Below are 17,000 nucleotides of genomic sequence, written 5' to 3' on the forward strand. Positions count from 1 at the left end.
AAGGATGGCATTATCAAATGAGACAGTACGTCCGGACACTTGAATCAAGAGCTATCGTCCAGAGTATGTCTCGAAAAGGCAACTGTTACGACAACGCAGTAATAGAAAATTTCTTTGGGATTATGAAGTCGGAGTTCCTCTACATAAAAGAATTTGAAAATGTAGAGCACTTTAAAATAGAATTAGAAAAATATATAGATTATTATAATACGAAACGGATTAAGGCGAAATTAAAAATGAGCCCGGTACAATACCGGACTCACTTTTATCAAGCTGCCTAATGAAATAACCGTGTCTAACTTTTAGGGGTCACTTCAATAGTCCGCTCTTTTATGATGCCTCCTTATGTTCCGTGGAATGTTTAACACTCCCCAGTCTCTTTAGTTTATTCCACCCTACCGCTACTCCTCGAAGCGATGAGAATATAGATTTAATGACAACATAAGTCATAAATTGACGATAAATAAAACGTTGTAAAATTAACCATACTAATGGTTTCGGATTCTCTTCCTCTAATTTAAATGCAAATAGAGAAGCGAGAAGATCCATTAAAAAGAATACAAAATAAAATCCTAAAACTTTTAGCGGATTACTACTAAATAGTCCTATAATCATTAATATATCTGCAAAAGGAGCAATGAATTGCAGAACATATTGGAATAACCACATGTTAGGCAGTGCAATAAACCCTAATGTTTTATGTTTAGAATTACACAACGCTTTTCGATGTTTCCAAAGACATTGAAGTGTACCATATGACCAACGATATCGCTGTTTAATGAGACTTTTCACATCCTCAGGTGATTCCGTAAAAGCATGCGCTTTTTCTTCATATACAATTCTATGCCCTTGACGTAAAAATGTAATAGTAAGATCCGTATCTTCTGCTAATGTATCTTCGCTTAAATATCCAGATTCAACTACATTCTTCTTGCGCCACGCCCCAATAGCTCCTGGAACGACTGTAATACAATTTAACTCATCAAAAGCTCTACGTTCTAAATTAAACCCTGTAATATACTCAACATGTTGCCAAGTAGTTAACAAATTCCGTCTATTCCCCACTTTGACATTACCTGAAACTGCAGCTACATTCTGATCTTCAAAGTGTCTAACCATTAAAGAAATAGCGTCTTGCGCAATAATAGTATCCGCATCTAAAGTGACAATGATTTCTCCTCGCGATTGTTGAAACCCTAGGTTCATTGCCGATGATTTCCCGCCATTTTCTTTCTGAATGAAACGAACTTTAGGGTGTTTATAAAATGTTTCTTTCATTACTTTTGACGTACCATCTGTCGATCCGTCATCCACAACAATAACTTCAAATTCTCTATAATTACTATTCAAAATTGAGTGAATCGTCTTGGCTATCACCTTTTCTTCATTATATGCCGCTATGACAACACTAACAAAAGGTTGATAAGACGAATTAATATAGCGAGATAACGTTTTTCTTTTCTGCTTCCATGCAAAATAAATTAAGAATAAAAATCGAAAAATCCCTAATCCAATAGCAATATAAAAAATAGTAGTTAATATATGTTTAAAGTATCCCGCTCCTGAAAAGACAGCTTTATTGTAAAGTAAATATTGCTTCCCCTCAGAAGAAACAGGAGGCATAATTTCATCTCGTTCTTTATTCATTAAATCTGAAATTGTTACAAAACTATATCCATGCTTTTTTAAGTCTTTAATAATGATTGGGAGCGCCTCTACTGTATGTGTACGATTCCCTCCCGCATCATGGAGAAGAATAATATTTCCCTCTCCCTTATAAATGGGATTAAGAGCACGCTTTACTAATTCATTTGTTGATGGTGTTGCCCAGTCTTCGGGATCAACTTTTTCCGCTACCATTGTATAGTTCATATTTTGTGCACGTAAAATAGGCAATATTTCATTTGATGAATCCGGGTTAGCATCCGCTTCATATGGCGGTCTAAATAAAACCGTAGAATGTCCAGTTACTTCCTGAATTAAACGTTGCGTCGTATTAAGTTCTACTTTCGTTCGTAGTAAAGACGTATCAGCTATGTTAGGATGCTTGAAAGTATGATTGCCAATTTCATGCCCTTCATCGTATATTCTTTTTACAATACTAGTATTTAGTTGTGCGTTTTCACCAAGTACAAAAAAAGCAGCTTTTATTTGATTCTCTTTTAATATATCTAAAATTTCTGGCGTATATTTCGGGTCTGGTCCATCATCAAATGTTAATACTACTTGTTTCCCATTTGGTTTTCCATATCGTTGCACTTCATATGCAGATGGTAAGGATTGATATACTTCATCTGTAAGGTAACCATCTTTGCCTACTTTAAAATCTCTCAATCCATTTTTTCTTTCATTCTCAATCTGTAAAATTTCACCTTGTCCAGAATAATTTACTTCATCTAAACTATTGATTTTATGTAATACATTAGGATTTTTTTGTACCTCAATCGGATTTTTTAAAACTTTCCATATTGTAGGATCTTCTGCTCCTAATCTCCATAGCGCAAATCCATTTGCATTATTGTCCATTGCGATTTTCACTTGATTATAGAGAGTAACGCCATCTAAGAACCAAGCAGTATGTTCTTTCTCTCCTGTTTTATATCTAAAATAAGGGTTCCCACTACTCTTATCCCATTGAATTTTCATATTTGAACCTTGAGCCATTGCCATAACTTCTGAAAAAGTTAATGATTTCGCTGGTTCTTTACTATTCACTTCCCAATCATATCCATAGTTACCGAAAGCAACTATAAGTTTATTAGACGGAATATTCAGTTCTTTCAATGTATGTTGGAACCACTTATTTGAAGCAATTGGTCCTGGTTCCCCGGCTCCATAGTGCTCATCGTACATCATTACAATCATTCGATCTATTATTTTTGCTAACGCACTATAATCAAAAGCCTTATCATTAGCTGGAACATCTTGTGTAACGAGCAAATCATGTTGATGAAATTCCGTAGTAAGTTCTTTCATAAAATTTGTTAAGTTTTCTCTATCACTTTCAGGTACGGCCTCAAAGTCAATATTAATTCCTGAAAAATGATTCTTTTTAACTTGGCTTACTAAATCATTAATAAACTTTGTCTTTACATCATTTGAGGAATTCAGTAACTTATGAATTAGCCCACTATCAGGACCAGAAGCTTCCTCAGTATAATTAGTAAGCAAAGGCATAATCTTCACTTGATTTTTTTCTGCCAACTTTACTATCTCAGGTTTGATTTCACTTCTAATCGTTAAATCTGCTTTTAAATGATACCACTCTGGTACTAACGTAGTTAAGGAATCGATATTTTCTTTTAAAGAAGCGGTACTATTTTCATCCCAGTTTACATAAAAACCATACACTTCTTTAGGTTGTTTACTATCCTTCGGCGGATTCACCAAATTTTCATTATCCTTCGTTCCGGTATTTGGGTTAAATTCTTCCTTCTTTAACTGCTGATCACTAAGTTTTTGATTAATTGGTACAAGTTTAGTATCTTGTTGTACAGCGGTATTCATATTTGGAATTTCTGGTGTTGAAAAAATACTTTGAAAGAAAAAATAAAATACAACACCTACACTAACTATTGAGATACATAGAAACGAAATAAAGGCTATGTTTCTCCTTCCTTTCGGATCATAAAAAACAGGTTTTTCTTTATCTTTCTCTTGTTGAATGTTTTTCTCCATTATATTTTTCACATACTCCTTCTTAATAGAACTATAAAATAATAAAGTGCAACTTTAATCAGCCCTCACCAATTGGGCATTTACAAGCAGCCCAACTCCCACCTAACTTCTTTGCTCCAGCCAAATTTTGAGATGGGAGTTTTACTGCCCACAATAGCGAGAGAAATCCTTTTAGCTTTGAAATGAATCTCTCACTTCCATATTCTATTGATTCTTCTTCTCATTCCCTTGCTGGTGGCCTCTATTTTCTTGTTGAGACCCCCTACCGTTGTTCCCTTGCTCGTTTCCGTCATTTTCTTTCTGGGATCCTCTTCCATTGTTCCCTTGCTGATTCCCGTTATTTCCTTGTTGAGGATCTCTTCCATTATTCCCTTGTTGAGACCCTCTTCCGTTGTTCCCTTGCTCGTTCCCATTATTTCCTTGTTGAGACCCTCTTCCGTTGTTCCCGTGTCCATTTCCATTATTCCCTTGTTGAGACCCTCTTCCGTTGTTCCCTTGTCCATTTCCATTATTCCCTTGTTGTGATCCTCTTCCGTTGTTCCCTTGCCCATTTCCATTATTCCCTTGTTGGGATCCTCTTCCGTTGTTCCCTTGCCCATTTCCATTATTTCCTTGTTGAGATTCTCTACTGTTATTCTCCTGTTGATTCCCTCTATTTTCTTGCTGAGATCCTCTTCCATTGTTTTCTTTTATTTGCTTCGATGGCTGTCCCTCTGTTTTCTTTTGTTCTTTCTGCTCTTGCTTTTCATATTTTTTTTCTTTTACAGGAGATAAATCCATTGATGCATCAGGAGATGACTCCGGCTGTGATTGCACCTCTTCTTCATTTTCCACCGGATTAGGCGGCGTGGCAGGAGGAGTAAGCGATTTGTTTTTCTCATTCTCTTGCTTTATATAGACACCTGTGCCAATTCCAGCTTTTCTAGCATTCTCTCGTACTTGCATCGTGCTACTTTGATATTCAACTGTAATATGTTTTAACTCATATTCTTTCTTTAATTCTTTCATTGCCTTTTCCAAAAGTGGTTCTAGTGCCTTGTCCTTTGCAACAGCTGTTAGCATAACTTGCTTATCTTTCGTTAAATACTTATCCTCTTGACTTTGCTTTATAATAGTACGTATTACTTCTTGCAATTGTTTATTTTCCCAATGCTTCAATTCTTTTAAAATACGCCTTCCATCATCATTACAAGCCTGCAAATCTATAACACGAAAATCCTTTGTTACGCTCACCTCTAAACTTGGATTTATATCAACTGAGACGTAAGCAAATACTTTTTCTTCTGGTTGGTTGTAGAAAAACAGCACTGCAAATAGAAAACAAGCAACAAGTATTGATGCAGGTTTTAGAAAGGAAGGGATCGAAAAATACGATGCTTTTTGTTCTTGCTCATCAAATGAGATTTCCTCCCCGATCATGCAAGAATCCCCTTTTCTTTTACACGTAATAAACTCTCCATTTGGTGTTAAAACAACTACGCTATGCTTTTTTATATCCATCACAATTCCTTTATTCATCATGCTTTTCCCCTCTTATGTAATCCAGAATATATGTATAGTTGTTTGCAAAAATAATACACATTGCAATAATGTATTTTCTATGTCGTTCCAACGTTTTACGACTTACCCTAACACGCGGTTCAATATGTTTAAGCGGTAACTTTTTCTTTCGGAACAGCTCTTCCATCATTTCCTCTTCTTTTATAATAATTTTTACAATTTCTATTAAGTGCTCACGCGTATCACGATGCTTAGGAGATTCTTTAGCAAGCTCTGAGAATGTGATTTTAAACTCAGCTAGCACACTTTGAAAATGAAGAATTTCCTCCTTACGGTTACTATTTTCCATCTCTTTCATATACTCCGTAAGCGACACTTGCATTTCTAACATTTCCTCTTGCTCATCTTCTTTTAAAAAGACAAAGTTATGTTTAGACTCCTTACGTATATAGTCAATTACATCTCTTTTTATAAGAAGATCAGCAAACGCTAAAAAGGATTTTCCTTTTGTATAGGAATACTGTTCAATTGCTTCGTTAAATGCAAACAATCCAATGCTATATTCATCATCCTGTTCTGTAATATATCGGCGGCAGACAGATGAGATTGATTTTCTAATAAAAGGCTGATACTGTACGATAAACGCTTCTTTATCTTCTTCGTTGTTTTGTATGTTACATACGATATCTTCTATTTTCGGTTTTCTTAAGATCTTCATTACTAAACTCAACACTTGTAATCTCCCAGCCTCCTTCAAATAGCAAAATGGCCACTACACAAGTGACCATTTAACCAGATTTTCTTGGTACTTTTCTTCGGTCTTGTTTTCTTGCTGTTAGTTATATTTTTAGAGTCTAACGTTTTCTTAATGATTTTTCCTTTTCTCTCGGCACTACAGTTAGGTTTGTATTTTTATCTACTTTCTTATTTTCTACCGTTCGTTTTGCTTATTCTTTTTCTATTTTATCTGCAATCCTTGAATAACTCTCCTCTATACCATTGGTAATTTCATCCTTTTATTTTGGATGCCCACCTAATCTAGTAATTTTATTAATGCTTCTATATTCTTTCATAGTCATTTTTCTTCTATTTATTTTCTTCACTATACATATTCGGAGGAATACATAGTTTTATGGGGGTCAAAAAATATTTTTATAAAAAAATACATATTTATTTCAAAAATAAAAACCACCAATTTGAAAAAGGATAATCAAATTGGTGGTTTTCTTATAATATCTATTAAATTAAGTTGGATTCTCATTATATCTAAAAAAGTACTAGCTATCCTCTTCTGATTTTCTCCATTTTTATCTTTCTTGGTTATCATAATATGTCTTATCTGCGTATTTTCTATCATTTCCTTTTAGATAAGCTAAAATTACTTTCGGATTTTTAAGTAAAGTCCAGTCTCCATATGTATCAAATCTTCTGCATGAAGTTATCATTCCATTTTTAATAGTACCGAATTTCTTATTATTTTTCTTTCCCCACTCTTTTAAACGTTTAGCGAAATCTGCATCTTCTGCCATAAGCATGTTTTCATTAAATCCGTTGATTGCCATAAAGTCTTTTCTATAGCACCAAAAAATCCCTACAGATATAGCTCCGTACTTAAAAAGTAAGGGGATTATGATTAACATTGCGGAGAGAAATATTCCTAAAGATATTCTTTCAAACTTACCATTCACCCCACCACCAATGTATGTACCTGAAGCTAAATATTTATCTACATTAAACAACATAGACTCTGTCATTATCGTATCAGCGTCTATAGTAACGATTATTTCTCCACTAGCTATTTTAGCCCCTGCATTTCGAATTTTAGATAAGTTTTTATCGTTATTTTTCAATGTAACACAATTATAAGATTTTGCTATTTCCTCTGTTTTATCTGTACAACGATTTAAAACAACTATAACTTCCGTTTGCTCTTTATATGCCTCTGATGCCTTTGCAATTGAATCTAAACATTTTCTAATGTACTTTTCTTCATTATGCGCAGGAATTATAATAGAAAACTTCACATCTTTTTTCAAATTAACTCCTGAAGATTCGTTTGTCTCAGTCATAATATTCCCCCCTTATTTTATAAGGTAAATATCTACTATACATAAATTATATTAATATTTATTAGGTTATATTATAGAAACTGACGGTAAAGAGGCTCTTACTGTCGACGTTCAAAAGCAAGACGTACAGCAAGCCCCGTTAAAACACTTGCCATAAGCCAACGCTGTACTCGTAGCCACGTCGGGCGTGTGCCAAACCATTTTGCAATTTTACTTGCTGTACATACAATTACAAGGTTAACCATAAAGCTAACAGTGATTTGCGTAAGCCCCAAAACTGCACCTTGAAAAAGCAACGATCCCTTCTCTGGATCTTCAAATTGAGGTAGAAGTGATACATACAAAATAGCAATCTTTGGATTCAGAAGATTCGTCATGAGTCCCCTCAGAAATAATTTCCTTGGTGGCTCATTAGAAATCATACGAGGTTCCATAATAGATGTAGCACCCGGTTTAATCGAATTCCAGGCGAGCCAGAGCAAGTAAGCAGCACCTGCCCACTTTACTGCTTCATATACAGCGGGAACAGCAACGAATAGAACTGTAAGTCCAAACATAGTTGCGATTATATAGATTACAAATCCGAGCATGATGCCCAATAAAGAAATAAATCCCGCCATACGTCCTTGCGTAATGGAACGGGAAATGAGGTAAATCATATTAGGCCCAGGTGAACAAACCATGCTAAGCGAAACAATTGCAAAAGCTACCAATGTACTCAAGCTGACCATAAACCTTCCCCCTTTATTTTACATAAAATTTCCTATTGTACATTTTATCATGATTGAGGAGAGAAAAGATTAATATAAAACGATGCAGCTAAGTAATATTATCGGATCGAATGTATTGTAATCACATACTTCTCATTCTCTTAAGTAAGGATCTAAGAGTACCCTATCCATAGAGCTACTAAAACCACTACAAATAAAGCAAAACAACATGTGGTATTTCGAATCCATTTTTGTATATCACCAAAATACCTTTCTATAAATATAGCGTTGGTAGTAAGCATAAGAAATAAAACAAAGAAAGGCAGCGAGGTATAGGTCCATTTTTATCTTCATGGCTGGAATTATACCCCTTACCAAACTTCTAAATAAAATGTATAGCTAAGTAGTTACCTTATTTTTCAAAAAAAATTCTGATTATTTCTTTTTCACTTCTTCTACAAATTCCCATGTCTCTCCGTTATCTTTTGATTGATAAAGTGCACTACTATCGCCATTGTAGTCTCCATCTGCCCCTTGTCCAACTAACATATTAAAAACCCCATCTTTCTCATATGGCATACTAGGTGAATCAAAAGGACTTATTGTGGACTGTGTATGATCTAATTTCACTTCATGCGGCGGATATTCTACCTTTTTAAAAGATACTCCCCCATCATCTGTGCGATATAACTCTCCTTCATTACCAGAAGGCCTAATTGCTCCTAAAAACCCAAGTTTATCATTTATAAAAGTGATTCCTGATACACTACCAATCCCCCCATTAAATGGGTCTGGATTGATAACCTCCCATGTTTTCCCTTCATCACTAGTCTTGCTTAATGAATAAAAGGCGCTCCCTAATGCTTTATCTGTCATATTTAGTTTATAACCAACTTCTTTCGATAGGAAAAACTGTTCTTTTTCATTCTTTAAATCTTGTTGTTTCTTCTCTTTAAGCATATCTTCTTTTGGAGGCGTCTTTGATTTACTCCAACTTGCGTCACTTATTAAATTATATCTAGCAGGGACTAGCTCTTGCTCTTTTCCAGGGACAAATATAGATACAGTATATCCAATGATATCAGAAGCTGCTTTTTTAAGACTCTGTCCCTTACCATCCTCAGTAATATTAATAATTCCCTCTGTATTGGATCCCCAATTTCTTTTTCCATAATAAATCAACCCATACTTACTTTCATTCCATTTTCTAACCGTTTGCTTAACTGGAATCGCCTTAACCGTTTCAATTAAAGGTTCTACTAATTTATCATCATTATAATCAGGCTTTGCGTATCCGTCTCGTATTATAGTAATATCTTCTGACTTCTTCTTATTATAAGAGATTAAATAAGTTTCTTCTTTCCCATCATCATTTTTCCCATAAACAAATGTATCAAACGCTGTGATTGTTCCATCTGAATGAAATGTAAGATCAAAATCAGTTGCCATATACAATTTCTTTGGCAAAGGATATTTTTTATTTATATCTTCAAAAATACCTTCTACTCCAGACTTATATATATTATTATGTTTAAGTTTAACTGACCTTTCATGTTTTAACTTTTCTATAAACCATGCCAATTTACCATTGTAATTTATTGCACTTTTATAAATCTGCATCCCATAAAATGATGTAATTGCAACAATAATGATAATAGAAATGGATCTCCATGCTATTGAATTTGTTAATTTTTTAGATTCATATTCTCTATTTTTTATCACCCGCATTGTAATAAATGTAGTTATGGATATAAAAAGTACTATACATAATAACAAAATGTAAATATTATAATTCATTCTTCCGTACTTACAGTATAAGGCCAACTCATAACAAAAAATTCCGTATACAATTATTAGTATTGGATTTGTTACTAATGACAGAAGTATCCTTTTTGTATTTTCTCTAAATATAGAAACCACCCCTAATTACATGAATTACTGATATTAAGTATACTTTATTGTAAAGTAACAAAAAAGCTATTTAATCTTGCCGCAAAAAATACAATAGACATCTTTCTATTAAAGCCGTTTACAAATCTAGTTGTTTCATAGACAATGGATTTTTGAGTGAATACTAAAGTCGCTTCATTTATATGAATTACAAATCCAAGCATGATGCTCAATAAAAAAAATAAATCCTGCCATACGCCCCTACGTAATGGAACGAGAAATAAGATAAATCAAAATAGGCCCAGGTGAACAAACCATACTAAGTAAAACAAGCGCAAAAGCTAGCAAAGTACTCAGGCTCACCATAAACCTTCCTTCTTTATCTTACATAAAATTTCCTATTGTACATTTTATCATGATTGAGGAGAGAAAAGATTAATATAAACCGATGCAGCTAAGTAATAGTATCAGATCAAATGTAGTGTAATCACATATTTCTCATTCTCTTAAGTAAGGACTAAAAATAACCTATCCATAGAGCTACTAAAACCACTACGAATAAAGCAAAGCAACATGTAATATTTCGAATCCACTTTTGTATATCACCAAAATACCTTTCTATAAATATAGCGTTGATAGTAAGCATAAGAAATAAAACAATGTAAGTAAAAGCACCCAATTTATCGTTAAACTTCTCATTTGTAAATGTACTTACATGAAGGAATAGAAAAACAAACGTTACTATGAATAGCTCAAATAGCCTTTTTTTATTCACCCCACCACCACCTTACAGTAATTCCCTTTCATTCCATTTTATCAGAACATACTGTGTAGCAGCACATGAATATTATATTCATGTTAAAAAGGCCAACAATCCAAGATTGTTAGCCTCTACTTCCCATATTCGTATCTTTTATCACTTTACTTCCTTACAACTGGAATCCACATTTCACCAAACACTAAGCCGTTTCTTTTCCCCATCTCAACCGTCGTATTTGGTCCACCAACATAAGCAAACTCATTTGCATCTGGTAAAGCTTGACCGAAGGCGATGCCAGTCAACTTATTACTTAACTCTTCAGCTGTTTTGTCTTCCCCTTTTACTACTAAGTATTCTCCCCTCGGAAACTGAATCACTCTAGATTCTTCTTCTATTTGTGCTTCTGTCATGACACCCGCATAATACATCATTTTGTTATTCACCGCTTCGCTCACAGAAAAAATATATTCATTTGTCGCTAAAGCTTTTAAAGTGTCCAGCCTTCCATCTTCTTTAACAGCCGACCAAAAGTCGTCCTTTTCTTTATTTATTCCAGCAAAGTCTGTGTATTCACTCTTAATTTCAGTTCCAATACCTAACACAATAAAGCTATCTTTTTCTTCTATAGAATAATTTTTCATATTCAAAACCTGCCTCTTTTTTTATTAATCAAACGATTTATCTTTTCATCTGATACGTTTATAATACCTTTAAACCATGTCAAAAAATGATACTGTTTAGGAGACTAAAATGAAAAAAGTTGAACGGATTAATACAATTATGCGGTATATCAACAACCGCTCTCACTTTACAATTTCTGAAATTATACAAGAATTTAACATATCACGGTCGACAGCTATTAGAGACATTAGAGAAATTGAAGCTATGGGAATGCCACTTGTCGCTGAAGTTGGGAGGACCGGGGGATATTTTGTTATGCACAACTCTATCCTGCCCGTTGTTCGCTTTACTGATAATGAAGTGAAAGCTCTTTTTATTGCCTTTATGGCTACGAGGAATCAACAACTTCCCTACCTAAAGAGTCGTCAATCTTTAGCCGAAAAACTACTAGGACTCATCTCAGAAACCCAGCAAGATGATCTCGTTCTTTTAAATCAACTCTTGCTTTTCCAAGGGACTAACCCTCATAATCCCGATCTACTTGAGCTTTCTGATCTCCCCCATCCTATGTTAGAAAAACTCATTCAAATCCTTCTTTTGGATAACCATTTATTGATTACTATGAAAGAAGATGAAGAAATCAAGTCTTATCCAATTTATCTATTGCACCTTTATCAAGAAAAAAGCCATTGGATCATTGAAGGGTTTGACTTAAAAAAAGAAAAGAAGATGATGTTTCCTGTCGATGATCTCATTAATATCGAACCATACACGACGAACAAAAGGCTAAATAAGAAAAAGATTTTAGAAAAACTAAGTAAGAAGGACGAAGCAATTAACCTTGTATTTGAACTTGGTCCGACAGCAATTGCCCAGTTCAAAAAATACCATCCTTTAAAAATTTCAATATCTTATACTAATCCTTACCAATCCACAGCCATTTTACAAACTTTTATCAATGTTAACAATCCCGATGAAATGACGGAAATAATAAATTGGCTGCTTTTTCTAGGGAAGGATATAAAAATCAAAGAAATTCCCGATGAAGTATTAGCAGATTTACAAAAACGAGTGCGCTTATACATTCCATAAGCAGTGAGCCTCAAATATTAAGCTTTATGGACAATTATTCTATTTTTAAATACCATTTCATTTACTACAATGAGAGCATGATAAATAATAAAAGCACGGAAAATCTCCCGTGCTTTTCTAAATATATATTATTCCCGAAGGTTTCGTTTATCTCGTTTCTTACCCTAACTGACGTTTAAATGCTTTACTGGCGAAAAAGTAAGAAATAATCATTATACCTACGCACCAAGCGAGCGCAATCCAAATATCGTTTCCAACAGTTCCTTCATATAAAAGAGCACGAATCGCATTCACGATTGAAGTTACAGGCTGATTCTCTGCAAATGCACGAACAATTTTTGGCATCGTTTCGGTAGGCACAAAGGCCGAACTAATAAATGGAAGAAAAACTAGCGGGTACGAGTAAGCAGTCGCCCCTTCCATAGACCTCGCTTTCAATCCTGGAATGATAGCTAGCCATGTTAGCGCCAGCGTAAACATCCCAAGTATCCCAGCTACCGCGAGCCAATCTAGAATATTAGCACTGGAACGGAAACCCATTAAGAGTGCAACAAGAATAACCACCACGATAGTAAGTACATTAGCAACTAGAGAGGTTAAAACGTGAGCCCACAATATGGATGAGCGCTTAATAGGCATCGTAATGAAACGTGCCATCAGCCCACTCTTTACATCCGTAAAGAGTCGCACGGAAGTGTAAGCTACACCGGATGCGATAGCCATTAGCAAAATTCCCGGCAATAAATAATTAACGTAGTTTTCCGTTCCAGTTTTTATTGCGCCGCCAAACACGTAGACAAATAATAGCATCATCATAATCGGTGTAATCGCTACTGTAATAATTGTATCCGGACTGCGCATAATGTTACGCATTAAACGACCTAGTAATACACCTGTTTTACTTTTCATTTACATCTCCTCCTTTTTGCCAATGATCGAAAGGAATATTTCTTCCAATGTCGGTTGCTTCTCGATATACTCCACTTTTGCTGGCGGGAACATCTCTTTTAGTTCAGCAAGAGTACCTGTCGTAATAATTTTTCCGCCATGCAAAATAGCGATACGGTCTGCCAGTTGTTCTGCTTCCTCCAAGTACTGAGTCGTAAGCAAAATAGTTGTACCGCTACCAGCAAGTTCCTTGACTGTATCCCACACTTCGATTCGCGCTTCAGGATCAAGTCCAGTCGTTGGTTCGTCAAGAAAAATAACTGCTGGCGCCCCAATCAAACTCATCGCGATATCAAGCCGGCGCTTCATCCCGCCTGAATACTGATCTGCCCTTTGGTTTGCCGCATCAGTCAGGCTAAATCTTGCAAGTAGATTGTCAGCAACTTGAGCGGGATTGGAAACACCACGTAATTTGGCGATCATTATCAAGTTTTCCCTCCCAGTCAGCATACCGTCTAAAGCTGCGAACTGCCCTGTCAAACTGATACTTTGACGAACATGATCTGGTTGACTCTGTACATCAAATCCACAAATACTTACTTCACCGCTATCTTGCTTCATTAGTGTCGAAAGGATGTTGACCGTTGTCGTCTTTCCCGCTCCATTTGAGCCTAGCAGCGCGAAAATTTCTCCACGCTGCACCTCAAAATCTACCCCTTTTAAAACTTCCTTGTCTTTAAAGGATTTTTTCAAGCCTTTTACAGAAATCACTGCATGACTCATACTTTTTTCCTCCCTATAAAAATGTTTTGCGAAGACTATTTATTTACCTCTATCTATTTAGTATCACTGATATTCTGTATTACTTAGTACCGAATTAAAAATATAACTGAATAGCTATGATGGCAATTCATATGTGTAACCAGCTAATCAGTCGGTACTACTTATTCCATTTATTTTTTTCTCAATTTCTTCATAATACTTTCATTCAAATCTTCACGATACTTGGAGACGTAAGTTTTAGCATTTGCCACTAGTTCGTCAGCAAAGGAAGCCACGTCATCCCCAGTAATGTCAAGCACTTGTCTTCCTTCCGCTGCACCCGCTTCGAACAAATCGATTAATTCATACTGTATGTGTAACATATCCATCCCGTTACCCGCTGAAAAATTCCACATGTAGTTTTGAATTTTCTTAAATACAAATTGGTAGTCCTCTGGCAGAGCCTCAACTCGTGCCATCATCATTTTGTACTCTTTTTTATCACCAATTAACTTTTTGAACATTTCTAACATCTTATTTTCCTCCTTTTTTATAAAACCGAACAAGAAATTCTCAAAATATCGGCCGAAACATTTTATATTATGAGGCTAGTTTGACTTCAAGACGTTAATTTTTGACGATACAAAATCCCATTTTCTCCAAAATAATTCAAGCTCCTGACGGCCAGCTTCATTTAATGAATAAAACTTACGAGGCGGCCCCATATCTGATGGTTTCTTTTCAATATTCACAAGCTTTTTCTTCTCTAATCGTACGAGGATGGTATAGACCGTTCCTTCCACGACTTCGGTAAACCCAAGATCATTCAGGTGGCGAGTAATCTCATAACCATACGTTTCACGGCGGCTAATGATTTCCAGCACACACCCTTCCAGTGAACCTTTCAACATTTCAGTTAAATTTTCCATGTTCTGATCCTCCTTTACCCCCTATTCTGTCTGACTTATATTCAGTATTACAGAGTACTAAGGCGAATTTTTTACTGAACCGTTTTTGTGAATCTGAACTATTCAGTATCACTTATTACATCTATATTGTATGACTAAGTAGTTATGGATGTCAACTTTATTTTCAAAAAAATTAAAAATCCGCTTTACCCTAACCGGATACAGCCTACTTTTTTTATTGTAAGGACCATCACACTAGCAAAACAGAACTGATTCAAAGTGTAATTTAAATCAGCTCTGTTTTATTGTTTTTATACCGATATATCTTGTTTTTTCACGATACAAATTGTTTCTCACTACCATTCCCATTGCATATAAAGCATAAAGGCAAGTGCGGTCAGAGAAAATTTCCAGAGATTATCCGTACATGATACGAGCCCCTAAAATACAATTCTGTTAGAAATCTGTTCTCTATATTCTCTTTTATTTTATTTCTGATAGTTGATTAGCAACACTATCTAAAAATTTTTCTACCTTTTCTTTTGATGTATCCGGCGCATGATAACCGATCGTAAATGTAAGCCTTCCATTATAAGAGCTTGCTCCCATTGAAAAGAATGGTGCATACATAATAGGTGATGCCATATACCCGTCCTCAGCTTGAATTTGACCAAACTGAATAGGTTCCTCAGCAATCACTCCCAAATTTGTCAGTAATGGCAACGCCATCCCCATCTGTACAGCCTGTTCATATTGCTGATTATACATTTCCTTCACTGTAGATAGCTTCATTTCTGCCAGTAACTCCATTCCTGCTGCTGAAGAAAGACCTGGATTTTGAGACTTTATTTTATCCATTGATTGTTTAACTCGAACAAGAGTCTGCTTAAATGTTTCATCGTCTTCCATTTTAATCACTGGCATTTCCATACCGGATAAGTTGCAAATAGCACCAGTTGTATTATTAGGCAGATATCGACGTAAATCAATTGTCAAACCAATCATTTTTTCTGCAGTACGAGGTTCTGCATACACAGTGAAATGTGATAAAACTCGGAAGTAAGCAGTCATGATTACATCATTCAAGGTAACCTGTTGTGCTTTTGTCCATTGGGTTAAACGTAGAGTTTGCTTATGGCTCAATCGCCGTACGGACATTTGGGGAAATTTATTTTTGTTAGGTTGAGATGGAAAAGACCATAACGATGCCTGTTGTTCTTGGTTAGGTCGATACGCACTTTTTATGTCCGATATTCCAGCGTATTTGAATACATGTGATTGATCTCGACAACTCTCATTTCCCTCATCAAATTCCTTTATAATTTGCTTCTTAGACCGTCCCAATGAAAGGTGAGTATATATTGTTCCAAGCAATTTTATATATTCCTTGACTCCTGCACCATCTGAACATAGATGAGACAATTTCACAACTAACATATCTATTGTAGTGCCCCGTAATAATTTCGTTTGAACCATAGGCCCCTGAATACGATCACCAGGTTCCTTAATAAAATCTATTGCCATTATTTCAAGTTCTTGATTATTTCCTTCTGCAAAAAAGCAAATAGATGAGTTAGTGTCAGATGAATGTTCCTCCCAGTAAGGAATATCATTTTCTACAAACCGGCTGTTCAAAACTGGTTGCAATTGCAACGTTATCCTTACTGATTCTTCAAGTATTTCCTTGGATATACCTACAGGAAAATAAAGAACTGCATTAATTTGTTGATCTGCAGAATAAAGACCTAATACATAATTCATTCGATCTTGTGGTGTTACTGAATACTTTCTTTTCTCCATAATTCCGTCCCCCTTTAGGACTTTTTGTATAACCCTATTTTCCATATGCTTGTAATTTTTCTAGTCATTTTTCTTCAAGAGCTAATAACGCTTATTTTTCGAATTTTTAACGAAATCATCTTCTCCGTATTGGTTTCATTCTTTTTACAGGTGATATATTCATTATTTTATTGTTATCAACACTGCCTAACCTTACAATAAAACCAAACAAAAATAAATTAAGTTTACATATACATAAACATTTTATTATAACATCTATAAATTATCAATACAGCAAATAAATCATTTTTATGTCTGTCAATAAAAAACAATATATTCAAGG

At 35.0% G+C, this 17,000-nt stretch carries 15 protein-coding genes and 2 pseudogenes; 2 read left to right on the forward strand and 15 right to left on the reverse strand.

Annotated elements, in window-relative coordinates; genetic code table 11:
* Window positions 1-281 (forward strand): IS3 family transposase (locus tag BLT20_RS16370; RefSeq protein ID WP_048564406.1); only part of this gene is annotated, 281 nt, incomplete at its 5' end.
* A gap of 49 nt (window positions 282-330) precedes the next feature.
* Here the strand turns inward: BLT20_RS16370 and BLT20_RS16375 are convergent.
* The 10 genes and pseudogenes from BLT20_RS16375 to BLT20_RS16420 all read right to left on the reverse strand — a co-directional run bounded on the left by BLT20_RS16375 (window position 331) and on the right by BLT20_RS16420 (window position 11,248).
* Window positions 331-3,678 carry a trifunctional glycoside hydrolase family 18/polysaccharide deacetylase/glycosyltransferase family 2 protein gene (locus tag BLT20_RS16375; RefSeq protein WP_000414286.1) on the reverse strand — a complete coding sequence of 1,116 codons (3,348 nt, stop codon included), beginning with the start codon at window positions 3,676-3,678 and terminating at the stop codon, window positions 331-333.
* Window positions 3,679-3,882: 204 nt separating this feature from the next.
* Complete coding sequence (locus tag BLT20_RS16380; protein ID WP_025921907.1) at window positions 3,883-5,199, reverse strand: anti-sigma factor domain-containing protein; 1,317 nt, start codon at window positions 5,197-5,199, stop codon at window positions 3,883-3,885.
* Window positions 5,189-5,911 carry an RNA polymerase sigma factor SigI gene (gene sigI / locus BLT20_RS16385; RefSeq protein WP_002082432.1) on the reverse strand — a complete coding sequence of 241 codons (723 nt, stop codon included), beginning with the start codon at window positions 5,909-5,911 and terminating at the stop codon, window positions 5,189-5,191. The genes BLT20_RS16380 and sigI overlap by 11 nt, the downstream gene beginning before the upstream one ends.
* Before the next feature lie 574 nt (window positions 5,912-6,485).
* Window positions 6,486-7,247, reverse strand: a complete 762-nt coding sequence (locus tag BLT20_RS16390; protein ID WP_000141007.1) for a glycosyltransferase family 2 protein — start codon at window positions 7,245-7,247, stop codon at window positions 6,486-6,488.
* 98 nt (window positions 7,248-7,345) lie between these two features.
* A complete protein-coding gene (locus BLT20_RS16395) occupies window positions 7,346-7,978 on the reverse strand; it encodes a LysE family translocator (protein WP_000254114.1) in 633 nt (210 codons plus the stop codon).
* Window positions 7,979-8,130: 152 nt separating this feature from the next.
* Window positions 8,131-8,286: pseudogene (locus BLT20_RS16400) on the reverse strand (DUF3963 domain-containing protein); the annotation flags it as partial.
* A 106-nt stretch (window positions 8,287-8,392) separates the two neighbouring features.
* The gene (locus BLT20_RS16405; RefSeq protein ID WP_073339650.1) at window positions 8,393-9,877 is read right to left on the reverse strand and encodes a WD40/YVTN/BNR-like repeat-containing protein; all 1,485 of its coding nucleotides are present in this window, start codon (window positions 9,875-9,877) and stop codon (window positions 8,393-8,395) included.
* Between the two features lie 170 nt (window positions 9,878-10,047).
* Window positions 10,048-10,213: pseudogene (locus BLT20_RS31080) on the reverse strand (LysE family translocator); the annotation flags it as partial.
* Window positions 10,214-10,364: 151 nt separating this feature from the next.
* The gene (locus BLT20_RS16415) at window positions 10,365-10,622 is read right to left on the reverse strand and encodes a DUF3963 domain-containing protein (RefSeq protein WP_001036206.1); all 258 of its coding nucleotides are present in this window, start codon (window positions 10,620-10,622) and stop codon (window positions 10,365-10,367) included.
* Between the two features lie 146 nt (window positions 10,623-10,768).
* A complete protein-coding gene (locus tag BLT20_RS16420) occupies window positions 10,769-11,248 on the reverse strand; it encodes a GyrI-like domain-containing protein (protein ID WP_002026664.1) in 480 nt (159 codons plus the stop codon).
* Between the two features lie 109 nt (window positions 11,249-11,357).
* Here BLT20_RS16420 and BLT20_RS16425 point away from each other — a divergent pair, with 109 nt between their 5' ends.
* Complete coding sequence (locus BLT20_RS16425; RefSeq protein ID WP_000755021.1) at window positions 11,358-12,320, forward strand: helix-turn-helix transcriptional regulator; 963 nt, start codon at window positions 11,358-11,360, stop codon at window positions 12,318-12,320.
* Between the two features lie 159 nt (window positions 12,321-12,479).
* On the opposite strand, the gene BLT20_RS16430 is transcribed toward BLT20_RS16425, so the two are convergent.
* From BLT20_RS16430 to BLT20_RS16450, 5 genes are all read right to left on the reverse strand, one after another.
* Window positions 12,480-13,229, reverse strand: a complete 750-nt coding sequence (locus BLT20_RS16430; protein WP_000837815.1) for an ABC transporter permease — start codon at window positions 13,227-13,229, stop codon at window positions 12,480-12,482.
* On the reverse strand, window positions 13,230-13,991 hold the full coding sequence (locus BLT20_RS16435; RefSeq protein WP_000017567.1) for an ABC transporter ATP-binding protein: 762 nt from the start codon (window positions 13,989-13,991) through the stop codon (window positions 13,230-13,232).
* A 170-nt stretch (window positions 13,992-14,161) separates the two neighbouring features.
* On the reverse strand, window positions 14,162-14,503 hold the full coding sequence (locus BLT20_RS16440) for a DUF1048 domain-containing protein (RefSeq protein WP_000891986.1): 342 nt from the start codon (window positions 14,501-14,503) through the stop codon (window positions 14,162-14,164).
* A 75-nt stretch (window positions 14,504-14,578) separates the two neighbouring features.
* Window positions 14,579-14,899, reverse strand: a complete 321-nt coding sequence (locus BLT20_RS16445; RefSeq protein ID WP_000429484.1) for a PadR family transcriptional regulator — start codon at window positions 14,897-14,899, stop codon at window positions 14,579-14,581.
* A 462-nt stretch (window positions 14,900-15,361) separates the two neighbouring features.
* On the reverse strand, window positions 15,362-16,678 hold the full coding sequence (locus tag BLT20_RS16450) for a condensation domain-containing protein (RefSeq protein WP_000415478.1): 1,317 nt from the start codon (window positions 16,676-16,678) through the stop codon (window positions 15,362-15,364).
* Window positions 16,679-17,000: the final 322 nt, after the last annotated feature.

The organism is Bacillus sp. cl96 (assembly GCF_900100505.1).
GTDB classification, from domain to species: Bacteria; Bacillota; Bacilli; order Bacillales; family Bacillaceae_G; genus Bacillus_A; species Bacillus_A cereus.